Consider the following 14,660-nt stretch of genomic DNA (forward strand, 5'->3'; position numbering starts at 1 on the left):
GGTTATTGCCCCGCTGCGCGACTGATGAGCGTTTGCACGGTGTCGCCGCTATTGACGGGTACAGGATTGCTATCAGCCGCGCCAAATACGCTGATCAGGTCTTGTTGCAGACCCGCAGGGTCGGTGACATCGGTTGCTTGGGCGGTCATGGGGGCATTGGCGATGACTTGCACCCGGCTGGCGGAGGTGCTGGTTGTGCCACCTGTGTTGCTGCCGTTGCCGGTTTCAGTCATAGCGTTGCTGCCACTGCCACCACCGCAGGCGGTCAATAGAGCCAGCAACACGGTGCTGGTGGATAGTGTCCAGTATTGGTTTTTCATGGCAATGCCTCCCTTAGTGGGTGTTGGGTGAACCAGCCAGTGGCGTGGTCAGGTAAGGGAAGGTTTCGTCAAACTGACCGGCGTTTTGCGGTGTGCCGTCAGTGTAAGGAATCATCCCGCTCGGTGCTTGTTCCGGTGTACACAAACCCAGTGGCAGGTGACACAGCAACCCCATCGCGACCCGCAATTCGGCATCCACGACATCATCACCGGGACGGCGACCGTTGGGGAAGCCCGCCGCATCGCCCGCCGCTACGCCAAGGTTGTGCTGGCTGGCTTTCGTGGTGGCGGCGATGCCGGTATTGAGGCGCAGCATTTCGGCGGCTGAACCGTCGGCATTCACCCCTTTCAAACCGGTCAGGAAGGCGGCTACCAAGTCAGCGCGACCGGCATTGGTGGGGGCGGTGACACCAAACAGGGCATTCAACAGTACTGGCAAGCTGGGGTTGGTGACGTAAGGCAGGAATTGCGCGGCATCATCCTTGGGTTGGCTGGCGTTGAATAGGTTTTTGTCGGGCAGACCGATGACCACTTCGTTCACCAGTGGCATACCGAGGCGCGAAACCTGTGTCCATGCGCCGCCGCTGACTTTGGCTTTGAGCTTGTCCGGTGTTGGGTCAAGCACGCTGACTTGTGGCAGGCTAGCCGTTGTCCACGCCCCGAATATGCCATTGCTATTACCGCCGGTTAAACAGCCGATGGGTATTTCGAGGGCAAAGGTAGTGACGTTTTTCTGCGCCAGTGCATCGGGTTTGGCATCCGGTGCAGCCGTCGGGTCGAGGTTCACAAGGTCAAAAATTTCACCGAGGTTGACAGCAAAGGGGTCTTTGCGTTGACCGACAAACACACGCCCGTCTTGCGCTCCGCTCGGACAACCACTCAGTTGCACAGGTTGGATAAAGCTGTGGGCATACTGGTCGTAAGCCTGCGTGCTAAAGGTTTTATTGCCGACGTTATCAAACGGTTTGGCAAAACTGGTGCCACCGTTGGCGGGGTTGATGGCTTCGTGCTTTTCACCCGTGCGGCGGTCGCCCTTAATCATGGTCAGCGTGTAGGATTCACGGAAATTCAGGTTGCTGGAATCCGTATCGGTGACAGGGCCGACGTTCTTGAGCGGGACGGGGATGTCTTTGCCGCCGATGGGTAAGGCGATGCCTTTACCAGCGTTGCCCAGTTCATGGGTGATTTGGAACTGGAAGGTCAGGTCTTCCTTGGCATCGCCGCTGTTGTCGATGTGGATTTCATACAGCGCATCGGGTGATAGGCTGAAATAGTTGGGGCCGCCATACGGGTCTTGCAGTGGGTTGTAATTAGCAATCAGGGTAACGAATCCTGCACGCCCCGCTTCATAACTGCGGAAAGCATAGAAGTCAGTCGCATCCACCGTGGGATTTTCGGTAATGAAGGGCGCTTCGCGGTGACTGGAGGCGTAGGCACTGCTCGAAACCGCGCTGGAAACGGCGAAGGCGATGGCAGTAATGGCGAGTTGCTGTGATGTGTTCATGATGTCCTCCGACAAGCATTAGGGTAAGTGAGTCATGGGGGATGCTCACAACAAGCATCTGCTCCCTAATACGCGTTGGGTTGCGCAACTGGATTGGACTTTTTTAAATTTTTTACAGAGTGACTTGGCAGCACATCCAATGCAGCGTCTGTTGACGTATTAGGGGTGCGCCATTAGGAAGCGGCGGCAGCGCCTGTGGTAGACTCTGCTGATCATTTTGCGGGAGAGCATGGATGGCACACGATCAGACCGAACTCTACCCCTTGCTGGCGAATATCCAGCAAGGTGATCAGCAGGCATTGGGGCATTTTTACGATGCAACGGTGGCGCGGGTGTATGCCATTGCCCTCAAAATCACTGCTAATCCGGCGTTGGCGGAAGAAATTGTCAGCGATGTGTACCTGCAAGTGTGGCGGGCAGCCGCTAGCTACAGCCCAGAACGTGCCACCCCGCTGGGTTGGTTACTGATGATGGCGCATAGTCGGGCGATTGATGCGTTGCGCAAAGAGGCGGCTACCACGAAACAACAGGTGGAGCTGAGTGATGATGTTGAGGTGGAAGATAGCCATACGCCGAATCCATTGGAGATGCTCTTGACGGTAGAAACCGGCAGCGCCTTGCAGGGTGCTTTACACTTACTGGATGCGCAGCAACGCCAACTGCTTGCACTGGCGTTTTACCGTGGTTTGAGCCATCAGGAAATTGCGGCGCATACGGGTGAGCCATTGGGGACCGTCAAAACCCTGTTACGGCGGGCGCAAGCGATTTTGCGGGCAGCATTAACCGATTCTTTTCCAGACAGAGGTATGTCATGAGCATGAATGATGGCAACGGCGCAAGGATCAACGCATTAGACGCGGATATAGTGGCACTCTTGGCAGAAAACCACGCCAGTGTCGAACTGCCTGTTGCGCTCAAAACGCGAATGCGCACGGCTGTGCTGGAAAAAGTGGCGGCAGACAGTGCTTGCCTGACACCCGGTTTCCAGACGATTCGGGCGCGGGAGGGTGAATGGATTCAGGCGCTGCCCGGTGCGGCGCTCAAGATTCTGCACCAAACGGCCGATTCGCCCGTGGTCACGTATTTGGCGCGGCTACAACCGGGGTTTGAAATGCCGGGGCATCCGCACCCTTTCGATGAAGAGTGCATTATGCTCGAAGGCGAAATGTGGTTGGGCGATTTGCACCTCAAAGCCGGTGATTACCACTTTGCGGCGAAGGGCGTGCTACACGGCAAACTGAGGACAGAAACCGGCGCGTTGGTGTTCCAAAAAGGCGTGCTGCCCGTTTAGCAGGTTCAAGCGTGGGGCAACCCATGCCCTAACAACGACGTTGCGCCATCGGGGTAAGTGCGTATTCGCGTTATCTGCGCGTACCCCACTTCAAAGCGCAAACTACGTTGATACAAAATATCCAACACCTTCGCCAAGACCACGCGAATCACCCCCGCATGAGTCAGCAGCAACACATTTTGCCCCGCGTAACGGATTTGCAGCTCATCCCACGCTTGTTGGACGCGCTCGATAAAATCTTCCATCGCTTCGCCATTGGGGGCAACAAAGCGGCGCGGTTGAAACCACAATTGCTGCATCAATTCGGGGTATTGTTCCCAGACATCGGTTTGCGATTTGCCGACCCAATCCCCGAAATCCATTTCCCCCAAACGCGGATCAACCCCAAACGGGCAGCCGAGGCGTTGCGCCAATAACCGCGCAAAATCGTGGCAGCGGCGGCTGGGGGAGCTGATCACCACATCCCATTGCCCCGGATTCGTCGCCAGCGTTAATTGCTTCCAACCGTGATTACCCAGCGGTTCGTTGCTGGGGGCGCAAAATAAATTGGGCGTAACCACTTGCCCGTGGCGCAACAAGTCCACCGTGGTGGGCGTGGTAATGGGTGGGAGTTCGGCGGTATCGGCAGTATTTTCCATCGTGACTTACAATTTTCCGGCAATAGCGGCTTCCGCGAAGGTTGCCATTTGGTTATGCAGTGTACAAGCGAGGCGTAACAACGGTACAGCAATAGCAGCACCACTACCCTCGCCTAGGCGTAGGTTTAAATCCAACAGCGGGCGCTGTTTCAATTCGGCAATCGCGAAGAAATGCCCCGGCTCTGCTGAAGTATGGGACAAGAAAAGCCAGTCTGCCACGGCAGCTTGCACATGAATGGCGATGAGTGCGGCTGCGGTGCTAATGAAACCATCCACCAAGACCGGCAAACCGAGTTGGGCGGCGCGGATGTATGCACCCGTTAACGCCGCAATTTCAAAGCCACCCACGCGGCGCAACACTTCCAACGGGTCGTCGAAATGGCTGCGGTGCTGGTTGAGAATGCGGCGAATCACGTTAACTTTATGCACCATGCCGTCACGGTCTAGCCCTGTGCCGGGGCCGGTGGCTTCCAAGATGGCGACATCCAGCAAGGCGCAATAAATCGCGGTAGCAGCAGTGGTATTGGCAATGCCCATTTCACCGCCGATGAATAACGCCGCGTTGGCAGTGTGCGCACGTTCTGCCGCATCCGCGCCCGCTTGCAGGGCAAGGCTTAATTGCGGGCGGGTCATGGCAGCGCCGAGGGCGCTATTCGCCGTGCCGTCGCCGACGCGTTGGCTAATCAGTTTGGGGTGAGTAATGGGGGTTTTGACCCCGACATCGACGATTTCTAAGGTTGCACCTAACGCCCGTGCTAGCACGCTGATCGCGGCACCGCCGTTGAGAAAGTTGTGTACCATTTGCGCGGTCACGGCTTGCGGGAAGGCGGAAACGCCCTCCTCTGCCACGCCGTGATCCGCCGCGAATACGCTGATCTGCACCTTATCGACCGCAGGTTGTTCGCGCCCTTGCAAGCCTGCTAGGCGGATCGCGACGGCTTCCAAATCACCCAATGCGCCCACTGGCTTGGTGAGTTGCGCTTGGCGGGTGCGGGCGGCGGCGCTCATCGCGGCATTGGGGGCTTGTGCGGGCGTGTTTAACCATTCCATGTCAGACTTCCTTTGAGTGGGTGTGGCAGTCCCGCCACCATGAAAACGACGGTTGCTAATTGTGCGGCTAATTGCTGGTGAAGTTGCCCTGCGTTATCGACGTAACGGCGGGTTAATTCGCCCAATGGCACAATGCCTAAGCCGACTTCATTGCTGACCAGCACAATATCACCGGGCAGGTGCGGCAAGCATTCCAGCAAAGCCGTGGTTTCGGCGTGCAGGCGGCTGTCATCGTCTAAGCATAGCAGGTTGGTCAGCCACAACGTCAGGCAATCGACCAGCAGCAAGCGTCCGCTGGCGGCGTGTTGTTGCAGGGTGGCGGCAAGCGCGAGCGGTTCTTCGATAGTCTGCCAATGGGCGGGGCGTGAAGCGCGGTGGTGGGCAATGCGGGCGTGCATTTCGGTGTCATGCGCGGTCGCGGTGGCGATATACACCACCTCGCGTGCGGATTGTTGAGCAATGGTTTCGGCGTAACGGCTTTTACCCGAACGTGCACCGCCAAGGATCAGGGCTTGCATGGGAATTTTCCTGTTGAATCACAGGAAGCGAGTGTATCAGATGGCGAGCAATTGCAGCGTCAAGGGTGCGGGCCCGCTGACTTGGTAGCGGAAACCGCTGCCCGGTTCTTCGCGCAAGGCGGCAATTTGTGGCTCTATCGGCAATTCACGCCCACCGCGTGCAATCAACACAATGGCGGTAATGCTGGCGGGTCGCCCAAAATCGAACAATTCATTCATCGCCCCGCGCAGGGTGCGCCCTGTGTACATCACATCATCCACCAGCAAAATGTGGCGGTTATCAATATCAAACGGGATGCGTGAAGGTTTTTTCTGGCGATGCAGCCCTTTCTGGCTGAAATCGTCACGGTAAAAGGTGCTGCTGAGTTCGCCGAGTTCCTCGGCAAGCTGTAAGCGTTGATGCAGGGCTTGTGCAACCCACACGCCAGCGGTGTGCATTCCCACCATCACAGGGTTGCTGATGTTTTTGTCCTGCATCCACTGGCGCACTTGCTGTTCGAGGCTGTCGAGTAACACATTGATATTATAGTTTTTGTTGTCCATGGCTATACTCCTGAATCCAGCTTTCCAAAATAATAGTGGCGGCTATTTGGTCAATTTCTTCTTTACGCACTTTGCGTTTGCGTCCCGCTTGCCGTGTCTGTTTGAGACGTTGCTCGGCTTCGAGGGACGACAGTTGTTCACTCACCACGTCAACAGGTAGGTGATAACGCCCTTCCAGTTGGCGGATAAAGCGTAAAATCGGTTCTTGCATGGCGCTATCTGAGCCATCCAGCTTGCGCGGCATTCCGACCACCAAGCGTTTCGGTTGCCATTCTTGCAGACAACGGGTAACTGCATTCCAGTCGGGTGTGCCGTCGTGCGCTTGAATGGTCGATTGCGGTGTAGCAATACCGGTGAGGGTATTGGTAATCGCCACGCCAATGCGTGCTTTCCCGTAATCAAAGCCTAGCACGGTTATGTGACTCATGCGTGACCTACGGCAATGCCGAGTAAATTCAGGTCAATACCCAAGGTACGTGCCGCACCGCGCCAGCGTTCCTGAAAGGCCATCTCAAACAGAATGGGCGCGGTAGAGGCGCAGGTCAGCCACGCATTTTCTTTGATTTCGTGCTCCAATTGCCCCGGACTCCAGCCTGCACACCCCAGCAATAGCAAAAAGTGTGCGGGACCATTGCCGTGCGCAATGTCTTGCAAAATATCGCGGGAAGAGGTCAGTGCCAGATTATCCGACACGCGCAACGTGCTTTCCCAATTGCGTTCGCCGTCGTGCAGCACAAAGCCTTGTTCGGCTTGCACAGGGCCGCCACTGAGCGCGAATTGCCCCGCAATATGCGGATCGTCAATGGTAATGTCGAGTTGCTCGAACAATTCTCCGACGGTCATGCCTAGCGGACGATTGATGGTCACGCCAAAGGCGCCGAATTCATCGTGCTGGCAGATCAAGCTGACTGTGTGATCAAAATTCGGGTCGCCCATGCTGGGCATGGCGATCAGTAGATGGTTACGCAGGTTGAGAATGTCTTGAGTCACGGTGATTCCGGTGTTTGCTGGGCTATTGGGTGTTGAGCGTACCGCTGTGGAAAATCCAAGTGCGGGTAATGTTGAGCTGATCCCACTTGCGGCGAATTTCTTCGGGGAGTGTGGGATAAGGACCTGCGAGTTTAATAATGCGCAGTGCGGCTTTGTCCAACACATCGTACCCTGATGATAGACTAATTTGTGCATCCACGACACGTCCCTCGTGATCCAGTGTGGCATTGAGGATCAGTTTGCCGCTGAGATTGCGAGCAATCGCTTCTTCAGGGAAGTTGATATTGCCGATGCGCTCAATTTTTTTGATCCATGTGTCGATGTACTCGGCTTCTACCGCACTTTTCGCGCTGACGGCATCAATGAAATGGATGCGCGGGCGACGCGCATACTTGGCTTCCTCCTCATCCATTTCCGCGAGTAATTGGGCAATTTCTTCGGTGGCATCGCTGCGTTCTTCCGCCACGGGTACGTTTTCGCTGTCTTCGGGTTGTTCCGGCGCTTTTTCAACGTGCTTGAAGGTTTCACCCTTGGTGGTCATGATTTGCGGGGTCATTTTGAGCGGTGTATCGGGCGAACTGGCTTCGGATTGCAACGGCGATTCGCCGTCAGTTTCAATCGGCATTAACGATGATAACGGGCTGGTCGGACGATTTTTTTCGTCGCTGCTGCCACTGGCTTGCTGATTGGCTTGCGCAATAAAATCCACCAGATCGGGCGCTTCCTCGGAATGCGTTTGCACGAGAGTAATGTCGAGTACCGGCGCGTACTTGGTGTTTTGCTGAAGTTCGGGTACAAAACCCACGCCAAAAATCAGCGCAAGGTGGAGCACAGCCGCGATGGGAAAGGTTTTAGCGAGCGGTTCATCCGCAAAGTTCATTGGCAATACATGCATTGTTATAATACGCAGATAACGTTTTTCACGGACAGGATGTTATTTTTACTATTATCCTGCTTGCTTTTTTTCAAGGTAAGCCCCTTTGATGGAGATTATCTTAACACCTTAATAGGTCAATTGAGTAGAGCATTGTGTTAAAACAACGGAAGGGATGAGCGGAAGTGCTAGGTTTTACGGCAGAGCATGTGTTGGTAACGTGCTAACGAACGCCACGGTTCTAGGCGCGAATAGGTGCGTTCTAGCGGCAAGACTTCCGCGATATTGACGGTTTTGCGCACGTCGCGGTACATGTAATCGTAGAAACTACGCACGCCGGACCACGTATCCAGTGCCAACCCCAGCGGTGCAAGCCAACTGAGCACTTCATCCGGTTTCAGGGGAGAAATCGGCGCAAGCCCCTTTTTGCCATCGCTAGCAATGTTGCCTCGGCGCACCGTGTCCAAATCCCCCGCAATCAAGCGGCGCATCACGGTGGAATGGTGATTGAAAAACATCAGCGACAGCCAGCCCCCCGGTTTTAGGCAATGCAGCAAATGTTCCAGCCCCGCACGCGGTTCAGCCAGCCATTCCAATACGGCGTGGAAGATAATGAGGTCAAATGTGCCGTATTCGTTGGGATTAAGATCCTGCACGCTGCTTTGGTGCAATTGAATCGCATCCTGCATTCCTGCTGCGGCAATATTCACTTCAGCACGTTGCAACATATCGCTGGACGGTTCTGCTAACACCACCTGGTGCCCTTGCTGTGCTAACCAAATCGCCATTTGCCCTAAGCCGCCACCAGCATCCAAAATCCGCAAGGGGCGTGTTGCCGCATCACCTACCAAGGCTTGCAAATCGTCTTGCAAAATCGCCAGCCGGATCATGCCGCGTGGGTCATCGTAAATGCTGCGTTGGAAGCGTTGGGCTAATCCGTCGAAGATACGGTCTTTTCGCATATCAGAAACCTATGGTGATAGCTAGGTTGTTTTTTGTGTTTTTTTGATAAAAATCATAAAAAAATCCTTGTCGTGTAAACCGCTGTTTACTTCTTATTGGTTATACTGGGGGTAAGTTGTAAGTCTAAACAGGTTTGCAGCTTCCTGTGTCAGGAGACCCCTCAACTGACCACATCAACTGACACAGTGTTTCAAACCGGCTGCCCTAAAGGTAAGCCGGTTTTTTTTGCTCACTGTTCCAGTGCTTCCCAGCGAGCGAAGGCAGTGAGCAGGTCACTTTCCAATTGCTGTAACTCATCCTGACGAGCATTCACTTGTGCTGTACCTTGCTGGTAAAAGTCCGGCTGGCTCATGATCTCATGCAGGGCGGCAATCGCACGTTCCAATTGCTCAATCCGCGCAGGTAACAATTCCAACTCGCGCTGATCTTTGAAACTGAGCTTTTTGGCTTTGGGGACGGGTGCGGGTGCTACGACAGCGGCAGGCTTTTCGGCGGCTTTTTCCGGTTTGGCGGCAGGCTTGTCTTTCTCGGACACGGGCGCGGGGCGTTGCAGCAACCAGTCATCGTAACCGCCTGCGTATTCGCCAATCGTATCATTTTCAAACACGATGCTGCGTGTCACCACCGAGTTGAGGAAACTCCGGTCATGCGAGATCAGCAACAAAGTGCCTTGGTAGTCGATCAGCAATTCTTCCAGCAATTCGAGTGTTTCGGCATCGAGGTCGTTGGTCGGTTCGTCGAGTACCAGCAAATTGGAGGGCTGCGAGAATAAGCGTGCCAGCAATAAACGGTTACGTTCGCCGCCAGACAGTACTTTCACTGGCTTTTGGATTTGCAGCGGGGTGAACAAGAAATCCTGCAAATAGCTGATAATGTGGCGGCGTTGCCCGTTGATTTCAACGAAATCTGAGCCGGACGCAATGTTGTCGCGCAGGTTTTTCTCGCCATCAAATTGCGAGCGGTGTTGGTCGAAATACGCCACTTGCAAGCGTGTGCCGAGCTTCACTGTACCGGCTGTGGGCTGCAATTGCTCCAGCAACAGCTTGATCAGGGTGGTTTTGCCAACACCGTTGGGACCAATAATACCGATCTTGTCGCCGCGCAAGATGGTGGTATTGAAGTCGCGAATCAGCAGATTGCCATCCCAGCCGTAATCGAGATGTTCGGCTTCGACCACCACTTTGCCGGAACTGTCGCCTTGCCCGATTTGCGCGGTGACTTTGCCTTGTACATTGCGGCGTTGTTTGAATTCTTCGCGCATCGCTTCGAGGCGACGCACGCGCCCTTCGTTACGGGTGCGGCGAGCTTTGACACCTTGGCGAATCCACACTTCTTCGTCGGCTAAACGCTTGTCGAACAGCGCGGCTTGCTGGGCTTCGGCATCCAAAGCGGCTTGTTTGTTTTCCTGATATTTTTGGAAATTGCCCGGCCAACTGGTGAGTTTGCCTCGGTCAAGTTCGATAATACGCGTCGCCAGTTTTTGCACGAAGGAACGGTCATGGCTGACAAAGAGCAGCGTGCTTTTGAAGCCCATTAGGAAGTTTTCCAGCCACTCAATCGCGGGGATGTCGAGGTGGTTGGTCGGTTCATCCAGTAACAGCAAATCGGGGTCGGCAACGAGGGCGCGTGCCAGCAAGGCGCGGCGTTTCCAGCCACCGGAGAGGCTTTCAAACAGCGTATCGGGGTCAAGCTGAATACGTGACAGTATTGTTTCGACTTTCCACTGAATTTGCCATTCGTCTTCTGGCTGCACTTCGCCCAAGCCTTCCGCTACGATGTCGAAAATGCGTGCTGAAAGGTCGTGCGGCACGTCTTGTTGCAAGCGGGCAATCTTGAGTTCGGGCTGGTGGATCATTTCACCCTCGTCCGGCAGGATGTCGCGGCACAATAGCTTCATCAGGGTGGATTTGCCCGTGCCGTTGCGCCCTAGCAAACATAAGCGTTCGCCCGGTTCTATGGTGAGGTCGATGCCGTCAAACAGGCGATTGTCGCCGTTTTCCAGATGGATATTGCGTAAATGAAGTAAAGCCATAACACCTGTCGAAATAGTAAGCGGCTAGCGGGACGCTGTGCCTGTCCTTGCGGGTGGATAGTGCATGGATTGTACGTCTTTATCCAGTTGCCTGACGTGTTTTTGGTATTTTTTGGTGCGGATGTCGAGCATTTGCAAGGAATTTTGGTATTGCTTTAGCTTCGTGCTTAGGTCGATGAGGTTGTCGAGATCAGCACGGGTGACGGTGTGACGTGGCGGCAATGCTGTTACTGGCGTGACCGGGCTGAGCGCTGGCAATTCGACAATAGGTTGTTCTTCCTGAGTATCAGGTTCTGGAAGTAAGGTAAGAGCAAGGTTGATCAGTGATTCGGGAATAGGTTCAGCACGAATCTCGGTGATGATGTCGGGAATAATCGCTTCTACTGTCTCCGGTACAGTCGGTGTGATGATGCGACCAAACGGTGCGTTGATTTTCACCGAAGGCTGGGTTTCACTGAGCGGCGCGATGCTGCTGAGATCCGCGTCCACTTTGGGCAAGTTGGCGTGGTACTGCATGAGGCGCTGGGTGGTTTCTTTCCACGCCTGCGGCCAGTCGAAACGGAGTTGGCGTTGATACGCTTCGCGTACCCATTGTGGCAACCAGAAGTAGCGCCCCGATAATTCCAGCAAGCCCAATTCGCGCAATTGCAGAATCGCCAAGTAGCGTTTCTTTTGATTTAAACGTGCAAATGAACTGATTAAGCTGGCGTAGTTATCTTGCTGTTTTTTGTGGAATAGCCCCCAGCCTTGTGCTTTACCCAGCAGCGTTTCCAGCGCATCCCAGTGAATCGGGCGGTACAGCATACTGAGTAAATACAGGATGGCTTCGCTGGGCTGGTGCTGAAGTTCGGCGCTATTGGCGACCAGAATGCGGCGGGCTTGCCGCCCATCCGCTTGCTGATCCATCAACACCGGGATTTTTTCCATTTGCTTCCAATCGCCGTTGTGCCAGACATTTAAATAGCCGCCCAGCAAGCCGAGTGTGAGGGGATTTTGTCCGTAATCGACTGCGATTTGACGTAATTTGTCCGCCTCCGCTTGCACGCCTTTGTAGCTTAAATACTCGGCAGATGCGTCTACCGATAATTTATCCAGTGCGTGGCGCTGCGTTTGCGTCTCATCGAAACGCCCTTGCAAGGGTTCACGACTCAAGGCGATGCACAAGCCTGTTTTACCCGCGGATAAACGTTCGATCAGTACATTCAGGCGTGGGTCGCCGAGTTGATGGAGATTGCTGCCCGTTTTGAATTGTAGGATGTCTAAGCCATCTAAAATCAACAAGGTATGGTGTGCTTGCATGAGACGAGCAAGGTGTTCGCCTTGCAAGAGATTAGGGCAACGGCTGGCGGTTTCGCCCCCAAACCAGTACAGGGCATGGCGGAAAAATTCTTCTACAGGGTCTTGGGGGATATGGGCTAAATCGGGCGGGTAGAATGACCAAAGAAAAACTGCTTCGGCATCGTGCCAGTGCTTTTTTTGCAGGTGATGCAGCCATTTGTGGATTAAAGCCGTTTTGCCGCCGCCTGTTTCACCGTGCAAAAGGAACAGGCGTGCTTGGGGATTTGTCCACGCTTGATTCAGTAGACCGATTTCGTGGGTACGACCGAACAACCGTGGTGCTTCAAATTGGTTCACGTAGTCTTCTGCAGAAATGTCGTGCTGCCCACAATGGTATTCGTCCCGGATAAAGATCCTAGTCATTTATTCTGCCCCAATGCCCGTAAAATATTTTTATCGCCTACAAGGTAGCAAATCACCTGCACTTGTCAAGCAAGCAATACTGGCACGCCGTGTGAACGGCGAGCCTGATGCGATTAAGGCTGTCTTTTTCGGGGAAAGTTCAGTGACTTGTGTTAAGCACGCAAGCGTTTCACCGTTGGCGGCACGCCACATTTATCCCTCACCCGCTCTAATAAGCGTGATGCTTCCCGTGTTCCGCCGGTAATACGCAATAAGCGCGTCAGTAAGTTCATGTTTTGCAGGAGGCTGGGTTGATCGTGGCTCAATTCCGCATAAGCAACACCGCGTCTGGCGCAATACATCGCCGCTGACATATTCCCTAAAATCAAATGGTGTTCGCACAAATGATTGGCAATGATGGAGGCGCGATACCAATGCTTTTGCATTGCCGACTTTTCCAGTTTGACACCCAGTGAACGCGTGGCAGTGACGGTGGAATGCAAATCCGCATGACCAAGGCTCAGGTAACGCTGATCCATACCGGGCAAGCGCTGCAAGGTCGGCGGCAAGACGGTGGCGAGGGTTTGCGTGCATTTTTCCAATAGCCCTTGCAGGCGATTGGGGATGTCGGGGAAGCGGGCGCGTACCCGTTCACGGAAATACACGCGCAACAGGCTGTGCACATCCAATGCGCCGGTATCGGGGGCGGACGAAATCAGGTGCATTTGGTACAAACGGCGTTGCACTTTGGAAAATTCACGGATGTTGAGTTTACTAAGCGGTTCGAGCGCTTGGAGGGTTTCATCCGGTTTTAACCAGCGTTTAAACCATGCTTGGCGTTGGCTGCGTAACAGCAAAAACAATTCTTTTTGCGTCGTCGGGCGATCTAACAAGGCAATCAAGTAGAGCAATAACAGTTCAGGTGTTTTCCACAACCATTGTTCGACGAGAGCGAGTACGCGTCGCGTTTGCAAGCCTTCGCGCTCTTTATCACGCCACGCGAGGATATGGCTGACCTCTTCGGGGCGACCGCCATTGGCTAAATGTGAGCCGATTAAATCCAGCGTGAGGGCATGACCGCAAAAATCGTGCGAGAGTTTCTGCAAAGTGTCGGGCAGCAACATCACGCCACGCTGTTGCAGCAAAGCAGCGCCTTCGCTGTCGGTGAGTTCCGGCAGAGTGTAATGAACGATATTTTGCTGGAATAATTCGCACGCGGGAATGATTTGCCGTGTGGCAATCACGCACAGACCGGGGTTATACGCGGCGAGTGCATTGATCAGAATGCCTAGCGTGGGCGACATGGCGGTGGTGTGTTCGGCATCGACTTCAAACATCAGCGTCGGGAAATTATCCAATACCAGTAAGGTTTGCTGCCGTTGGATGAGTTTCGCCAAGAGGTTGACCCGTTCAAGCGGGTGCGTCGGCAACGTCAGGTGATAACCGAACCATTGCAAAGCACTGTCGATAAATTCGTCGGCTAGTGTGTGCAGGTCGGCATCATCGCTGATGTCGGGGAATGACCATGCATATACGTGGTCTGCACCCAGCCAATTGACGTGTTCTAATTTGCTGAGCCATGCTTGTAGCAAGGCTGTTTTGCCGGTGCCGCCGAGCGCGTTTAAGAGGAAAACGCCGGTTGACTCGTCGTACCATGCTTGATCCAGTGCGAGTAATTCGCGCTTGCGTCCAATGAATCCCTGCGCACTCTGTGGCAGACAGGCAAGGTTATCCCGTGCCTGTTGCTGCCGCCAAAAGGTGACAAATACCCCAATCATGTTGTATGCCCGCCCGATAAATAGATCGAATGTTGTTATTTATTAGCTAATCGCGTTATCAAGTAAAATAGAATTTATTAATTACATTTTATTTATTGGCTATAAGCGTATTATTTCCCAGCACTTAATTGTTCAGCGGCGGGGTCTGGCGTTTCGACCAGTTCGTTTTGTACTAAGGTTTCTGGACTGTGGTTGGTTTTTTCCGCTGTTGGCGTTGTCAGTGCTTCGCTACTGTTGTCGGCGGTCACGGGTAAACCTTCCTGCACGTTTTCACTCAGGTCAGTCATATTGCTCAGGCAGTCTTTCAGATAAGCGGCTTTTTCGTTAGCAGCAATGCCGTCTTCAACCGCATATGTTTCACACAATGCTGACAAGGCAGTGTTGTTATTTTCTTCACTGACAGCGACTTCATCGGCGGCAAATGACACCGCGCTGGCGGTTAAGCTGGCAACCACCAGCAAGGCGGACAGGTATTTCAT

16 protein-coding genes are annotated in these 14,660 nt (G+C 54.0%); 2 read left to right on the forward strand and 14 right to left on the reverse strand.

What is annotated here, in order from left to right; translation table 11 throughout:
• Positions 1 to 2: 2 nt before the first annotated feature.
• Together J1836_RS06220 and J1836_RS06225 are read right to left on the reverse strand one after the other, a co-directional pair.
• Entirely contained in the window at positions 3 to 320 is a 318-nt protein-coding gene (locus J1836_RS06220) for a hypothetical protein (RefSeq protein WP_207250222.1), read from the reverse strand.
• A 13-nt stretch (positions 321 to 333) separates the two neighbouring features.
• Positions 334 to 1,824, reverse strand: a complete 1,491-nt coding sequence (locus J1836_RS06225; RefSeq protein ID WP_207250223.1) for a DUF4331 domain-containing protein — start codon at positions 1,822 to 1,824, stop codon at positions 334 to 336.
• Between the two features lie 233 nt (positions 1,825 to 2,057).
• Between J1836_RS06225 and J1836_RS06230 the strand changes: the two genes are divergently transcribed.
• Positions 2,058 to 2,639 carry an RNA polymerase sigma factor gene (locus J1836_RS06230; protein WP_207250224.1) on the forward strand — a complete coding sequence of 194 codons (582 nt, stop codon included), beginning with the start codon at positions 2,058 to 2,060 and terminating at the stop codon, positions 2,637 to 2,639.
• Positions 2,636 to 3,115, forward strand: coding sequence for a cupin domain-containing protein (locus tag J1836_RS06235; protein WP_207250225.1), 480 nt, complete (start codon positions 2,636 to 2,638; stop codon positions 3,113 to 3,115). Before J1836_RS06230 ends, J1836_RS06235 begins: the two co-directional genes overlap by 4 nt.
• A 5-nt stretch (positions 3,116 to 3,120) precedes the next feature.
• Here the strand turns inward: J1836_RS06235 and J1836_RS06240 are convergent, their stop codons facing one another.
• The 12 genes from J1836_RS06240 to J1836_RS06295 all read right to left on the reverse strand — a co-directional run bounded on the left by J1836_RS06240 (position 3,121) and on the right by J1836_RS06295 (position 14,660).
• Positions 3,121 to 3,753: a histidine phosphatase family protein gene (locus J1836_RS06240; RefSeq protein ID WP_207250226.1), complete on the reverse strand. Its 633-nt coding sequence runs from the start codon at positions 3,751 to 3,753 to the stop codon at positions 3,121 to 3,123.
• A gap of 6 nt (positions 3,754 to 3,759) precedes the next feature.
• Positions 3,760 to 4,803 carry a nicotinate-nucleotide--dimethylbenzimidazole phosphoribosyltransferase gene (cobT, locus tag J1836_RS06245; protein WP_207250227.1) on the reverse strand — a complete coding sequence of 348 codons (1,044 nt, stop codon included), beginning with the start codon at positions 4,801 to 4,803 and terminating at the stop codon, positions 3,760 to 3,762.
• Complete coding sequence (gene cobU / locus J1836_RS06250) at positions 4,791 to 5,321, reverse strand: bifunctional adenosylcobinamide kinase/adenosylcobinamide-phosphate guanylyltransferase (protein WP_207250228.1); 531 nt, start codon at positions 5,319 to 5,321, stop codon at positions 4,791 to 4,793. The genes cobT and cobU overlap by 13 nt, the downstream gene beginning before the upstream one ends.
• A 36-nt stretch (positions 5,322 to 5,357) precedes the next feature.
• Positions 5,358 to 5,864: a bifunctional pyr operon transcriptional regulator/uracil phosphoribosyltransferase PyrR gene (pyrR, locus tag J1836_RS06255; protein ID WP_207250229.1), complete on the reverse strand. Its 507-nt coding sequence runs from the start codon at positions 5,862 to 5,864 to the stop codon at positions 5,358 to 5,360.
• Positions 5,845 to 6,291, reverse strand: coding sequence for a Holliday junction resolvase RuvX (gene ruvX / locus J1836_RS06260; protein WP_207250230.1), 447 nt, complete (start codon positions 6,289 to 6,291; stop codon positions 5,845 to 5,847). Before ruvX ends, pyrR begins: the two co-directional genes overlap by 20 nt.
• The gene (locus J1836_RS06265) at positions 6,288 to 6,854 is read right to left on the reverse strand and encodes a YqgE/AlgH family protein (protein ID WP_207250231.1); all 567 of its coding nucleotides are present in this window, start codon (positions 6,852 to 6,854) and stop codon (positions 6,288 to 6,290) included. Before J1836_RS06265 ends, ruvX begins: the two co-directional genes overlap by 4 nt.
• A 22-nt stretch (positions 6,855 to 6,876) precedes the next feature.
• Positions 6,877 to 7,749: an energy transducer TonB gene (locus J1836_RS06270; RefSeq protein WP_207250232.1), complete on the reverse strand. Its 873-nt coding sequence runs from the start codon at positions 7,747 to 7,749 to the stop codon at positions 6,877 to 6,879.
• 167 nt (positions 7,750 to 7,916) lie between these two features.
• Positions 7,917 to 8,690 (reverse strand): methyltransferase domain-containing protein, encoded by a 774-nt coding sequence (locus J1836_RS06275; RefSeq protein ID WP_207250233.1) that lies wholly within the window; start codon positions 8,688 to 8,690, stop codon positions 7,917 to 7,919.
• Between the two features lie 230 nt (positions 8,691 to 8,920).
• Positions 8,921 to 10,723, reverse strand: a complete 1,803-nt coding sequence (locus J1836_RS06280) for an ATP-binding cassette domain-containing protein (RefSeq protein WP_207250234.1) — start codon at positions 10,721 to 10,723, stop codon at positions 8,921 to 8,923.
• Between the two features lie 24 nt (positions 10,724 to 10,747).
• Positions 10,748 to 12,424, reverse strand: coding sequence for an AAA family ATPase (locus J1836_RS06285; RefSeq protein ID WP_207250235.1), 1,677 nt, complete (start codon positions 12,422 to 12,424; stop codon positions 10,748 to 10,750).
• A gap of 152 nt (positions 12,425 to 12,576) precedes the next feature.
• Positions 12,577 to 14,181: an ATP-binding protein gene (locus tag J1836_RS06290; protein WP_207250236.1), complete on the reverse strand. Its 1,605-nt coding sequence runs from the start codon at positions 14,179 to 14,181 to the stop codon at positions 12,577 to 12,579.
• 110 nt (positions 14,182 to 14,291) lie between these two features.
• The gene (locus J1836_RS06295) at positions 14,292 to 14,660 is read right to left on the reverse strand and encodes a hypothetical protein (protein WP_207250237.1); all 369 of its coding nucleotides are present in this window, start codon (positions 14,658 to 14,660) and stop codon (positions 14,292 to 14,294) included.

The sequence above is a fragment of the Thiothrix fructosivorans genome (genome assembly GCF_017349355.1).
In the GTDB taxonomy this organism is placed as follows: Bacteria; Pseudomonadota; Gammaproteobacteria; order Thiotrichales; family Thiotrichaceae; genus Thiothrix; species Thiothrix fructosivorans.